At 40.0% G+C, this 4,665-nt stretch carries 5 protein-coding genes and 1 tRNA gene; 4 read left to right on the plus strand and 2 right to left on the minus strand.

Features of this window, described 5'->3' with window-relative positions:
• A partial coding sequence (locus LBQ60_21325) for an HAD family hydrolase (protein ID MDR2040466.1) occupies positions 1 to 506 on the plus strand: 506 nt, incomplete at its 5' end.
• Between the two features lie 224 nt (positions 507 to 730).
• Positions 731 to 1,321, plus strand: a complete 591-nt coding sequence (locus tag LBQ60_21330; protein MDR2040467.1) for a sugar O-acetyltransferase — start codon at positions 731 to 733, stop codon at positions 1,319 to 1,321.
• Between the two features lie 130 nt (positions 1,322 to 1,451).
• Here the strand turns inward: LBQ60_21330 and LBQ60_21335 are convergent, their stop codons facing one another.
• Positions 1,452 to 1,970 carry a DUF2269 family protein gene (locus LBQ60_21335; GenBank protein MDR2040468.1) on the minus strand — a complete coding sequence of 173 codons (519 nt, stop codon included), beginning with the start codon at positions 1,968 to 1,970 and terminating at the stop codon, positions 1,452 to 1,454.
• A 43-nt stretch (positions 1,971 to 2,013) separates the two neighbouring features.
• The gene (locus LBQ60_21340; protein ID MDR2040469.1) at positions 2,014 to 2,436 is read right to left on the minus strand and encodes a MarR family transcriptional regulator; all 423 of its coding nucleotides are present in this window, start codon (positions 2,434 to 2,436) and stop codon (positions 2,014 to 2,016) included.
• A 518-nt stretch (positions 2,437 to 2,954) separates the two neighbouring features.
• On the opposite strand from LBQ60_21340, the gene LBQ60_21345 reads away from it, so the two are divergent.
• Positions 2,955 to 3,030 (plus strand) — tRNA-Tyr (locus LBQ60_21345).
• A 429-nt stretch (positions 3,031 to 3,459) separates the two neighbouring features.
• Positions 3,460 to 4,665 (plus strand): glycoside hydrolase family 92 protein (locus tag LBQ60_21350; GenBank protein MDR2040470.1); only part of this gene is annotated, 1,206 nt, incomplete at its 3' end.

The following is a 4,665-nucleotide window of genomic DNA, read 5'->3' on the forward strand; positions in this document are numbered from 1 at the left end:
ATCTATACTTTACTCTGGGCATTCCGGGACAAGTAGCATTCGTCCGGTTAGGAGTCGAAGATCCTGAATCAGCATACCGGCTATGGCATACTTATTTCATGAAATACAATTCTACCGTCAAATTGTTTGATGGTATTGCCGATACATTGAAAGCCCTGAAGGAAAAAGGATTTCACTCAGGAATCGTTACTTCTAAAACTTACCGGGAGTTTGCAGATGACACGTCATCCCGTGAGATTATCGGATATTTTGAAACAGTAGTAGGCAGAACGGATTCACCCCGTCCCAAACCTTTTGCCGATCCGCTCCTGACCTATATGGAACGGACCCAGACGCGACCGGAAGATATTCTTTACATAGGTGATGCCATCTATGATTATCAATGTGCCCAAAGTGCAGGTGTTGATTTTGGATTGGTCATGTGGGGAAGCCACCCCAAAGAACGTATAGATGCCAGGTATTCCCTGAAAACACCCAATGATATTCTAAACATTTCATGTGAATAAGATTTATTACGCCATGTTACTCGTGTCTACTCGTGAGGTCGCTCCGCTAAGTTCGCTCTATGAGAACGCTGACGCTAAGTTGATTTTCAATGGTCACATGGAACCTTAAGCTCATCGATTCCATATGAATTATTTAATTTATTGATAATATTCATATTTTATTTATCACGTTGGGTGAACAATGATGTTCATGGATATTTCATCACTTCAAACAATATAATCAAATGAAAACAGAATTTCAAAAATGTCTGGCTGGTGAGCCTTTTGACGGAAAGGACAAAGAATTAGCAGAAATGACCATAAAAACGAAACGTCTGCTTGTGAAATTGAATGCTACGGATTTTGCAGACACAAAGAGGAAAGATGAGATCCTGCAGGATATATTGGAACGTGTGGGTGAGAATGTCCATGTTGATATTGATTTCCGTTGTGAATATGGAAAGAATATCTTCATAGGCGATAAAGTCATCATCAATATGAATTGCACATTTGTGGATAACAACCGGATAGATATAGGGAATAATGTGCTTATTGCTTCCAATGTCCAGATATACACCGCTACCCATTCAACAAAAGCAGAAGAAAGAACCATGCCGGATTGGAACCAGGGAAAAGCTATTTGCAACACTTTTGCATTGCCCGTACGGATTGAAGATAATGTATGGATCGGTGGTGGTGCGGTCATATTACCGGGTGTTACAATTGGGGAGAACAGTGTTGTCGGCGCAGGAAGTGTTGTTACCCGTTCTATTCCAAAAAACTGTGTCGCTGTTGGAAATCCCTGCAGGGTGATCAGACGGATGGATCATGGATGAGTGATTGTCACCCGTTTTCAACTCACGGAAAATAACATAAGTAACTATCTGAAGAAGATCCAGTAAGTAAGCAATGCTTACAAATGTTTTCTTCACTTTTCTATGGGTGGAATATGGTGTTTTGAATATACTACTCCCTGCCCGTTTTAACTTTTTTCCTTTTCCACGGTTTTTGCACCGAAATAACGATAACGACCAACAAAAATACAGTCTGGACCGTTCCCCAGATTTGTGTTGTCCGGATGTTTTCGAGGAAAGCCGGGTCTGTCAGGGCCCCATCACGGAGCTGGTCTGCAATCAGCACATTCCCGTTAATGCATGGGCCCAATATAAATGTTCCGAAAAGCATTTGCAGGATGATCATGATCCACTTTACGGTGATCCATGGGTGTTTAAAAAATCCCCAGTTGGTAAATATGCTGTATGTCAGTCCGGTCACTAAAGCTCCTAAAGCACCTCCGATAATGAAATAGTCATCTACGATCTGGAGTATCCGCGAACGCATATACAGTTCGTCTCCCGATTGCGGACTGGTAATAAAAACCAGCAGGCAGAGCGTCACACCGCTGATGATCCAACTGAAAGCGAAGAAAATATGGAGCATTTTCAGGATTTTAACTGCTTGTGGTTTCAGTTTCTTTATTTCCATGATGTGAACATTTATTGATTAATCAATATTTTGGGTAAAAAAATTATTTGATGTTTTGATATATCCGTTCAAGGATTTCGGTGAACATCCTGTATTCATGTTCGCCTATACCTGATAAAACAGATTGCTTCGATTTTTCGATACAGTCCATAACCTTCGGCATCAATTCCCTTCCTTTTTGTGTGATCATAACGCTGTTCTTCCTCATGGTGACGGGAATACGTTCTACCAATCCTTTCTTCTCCAGTATGTCTAACGTCCGTTTAATAGCTGCAGTATCCTTAAAAACTTTATTCGCCAGTTCCTGCTGGCTAATGCCGTCTTCGTCATAAAGATATTTGAGGACAACATACTGCGAGTGGGGAAGGTCTATCCCATGTTTTTTTAAATGACTGTTAAGGTGGGTAGCCATTGCGTTCGATGTCCGCGCCAATAAAAATCCTAGGGTTTCTTGCTTTTCATTCATGAGGCAAATATATGAAAAATACTGATTAGTCAATATAATCTATTGTGTTTTTACAATAATTTATTACTCGCATCCGCTCGTGAGATCGCTTACGCTAAGTTTTCAATTACCTTATCGCGTTCACATTTCTGTAATGTAAAGGGAGATTTACCCGTTTTGCAGATTTATTTCAGATACGGGGTGCACAGGTCCGGGGTAGATGCAGGTTTGTTTCAGGCATATTTAACATATTTTATGTGTCATAGATCAATATGGACAAATAAAAGTAAAAACGGGCTAAATAAGGTTCTCAATTCTTTACGGATATTTGTACCGGATAATTAAAGTATAAGTATTAATTCAAAATCAAGACAATATGAGATCCGGTAAAAATAAATGGTTGACAATATTTTATAATATACTGTTATTTTTACTTTCGGTAACAGGAATTATTTATCTATTTATGTTATCTGTCAATAAGGATTATATGGATCATGATGATGAATTATCGTTATATCTAAGATAAGAAAAGATAAAATATCGGTGTAGCTCAACAGGTCAGAGCAGCTATATTATAATAGATATGGCAGGTTGCAGGTTCGAGTCCTGCCGCCGGAACAAATGGATCAGTAAATTGATAGAACGGTAAACACATCACTTCGTTTGATATTTTTGGAAGGATGAAAATGATCCATGCCTTTTGTTATTGCAATCTTCCACCTGAAAAATCATTACTAATTACCATCGTCGGTTGACGATAGTTAAATGCCTGTAATTGTGAGATATATTAAAAATGAAAACATGCTTTTTTGATCACCATCCCAAAATGTGAGATCTTATTTTTACCTTGAATTTTCAGGTATTCGTTTTCAGGGTTTATATTTTTGTTTTGACTTCAAAAAATATTATATGGACTCAGGTTGATACAAATTGTTCCGGGCTTAATGCTTAATTTAATATTACTTCACAAGTTGTTTAAAAATAATTCTACTTTTATACCCTTTATCTTGTCAGATTTTTACCTATACATATCATTCGAGTTCCATGAAAAAATACACATTATACACCAGCCTGGTTGTTATTATCCTGAATTTTTGTTTTTGTACCCGGACTTCCGTGAAAGATACGGATGTTATAAAATACATCCATCCGATAATCGGCGCCTCTACCTCCCAGGAAGCCGGAAGAAGCGGGCATGGTCTGGGAAAAACCTTTCCCGGAAGCGCAACTCCGTTCGGATTGGTACAGCTAAGTCCCGATACTAAAACCGGAGGAGATAACGGACCGGGATATTCGTGGCACCATAAAACCATCGAAGGGTTTAGTTTTATCCATATGAGCGGGATCGGATGGTATGGCGAATTCGGAAATTTTCTTGTTATACCGAATACCGGTAAGTTGCTTACTGCTGCAGGGGACGAAAAGAATCCGGAAACAGGGTACCGGTCACGGTTTTCGCACGAAACAGAAATAGCAGAGGCCGGATATTATGCAGTAAACCTGGATGATTACGGAATCCGGACAGAATTAACCTCTTCACCTCATGCCGGCATAATCCGGATAACGTACCCCCGGAGCGATTCGGCACGAATAAGTATCGACCTGGCCAGACGAATAGGAGGGTCGGCCTCCGAACAATACATCCGGATTGTCGATCAAAATACGATTGAAGGCTGGATGCGTTGTACATCCAGGGACGGAGGCTGGGGGAACGGCGATGGAAATGTAAACTATACCGTATACTTTTATTGTCAGCTGGATAAACCTTTGAAAAATACGGGTATCTGGAGTGCCGAAATTCCGGAAAAGTTTACCCGTCGCAATTTACAGGCCATTGAATCAAAAGAATTTAAAGAAGCCGTTGCAAATGCTGAGGTATTTAATAACAGGAAAGAAATGCAGGGAAAACACCTGGGATTCTTCAGCGAATTCACAACACAGGAAAAGGAACAGGTTTTACTAAAAGCAGGCATATCATTTGTCAGTATTGACGGAGCGAAAGCAAATCTGGAAACAGAAATCCCCGATTGGAATTTTGACCGGGTACGGAAAAACAACAACGATTTGTGGCGGACAGCGTTTAAAAATATAGAAGTCAAAGGAGGAAGCGAAGCAGAAAAAACAATATTCTATACTGCCCTCTATCATACGATGATTGATCCGAGAAGCACTTCGGATGTAACTGGCCAGTATATCGGGGGAGACGGGAATATCCATCAGAGTGATAAATATGTATACCGGACCATATTC

This window comes from Bacteroidales bacterium, assembly GCA_031275285.1.
Lineage (GTDB): Bacteria > Bacteroidota > Bacteroidia > Bacteroidales > UBA4181 > JAIRLS01.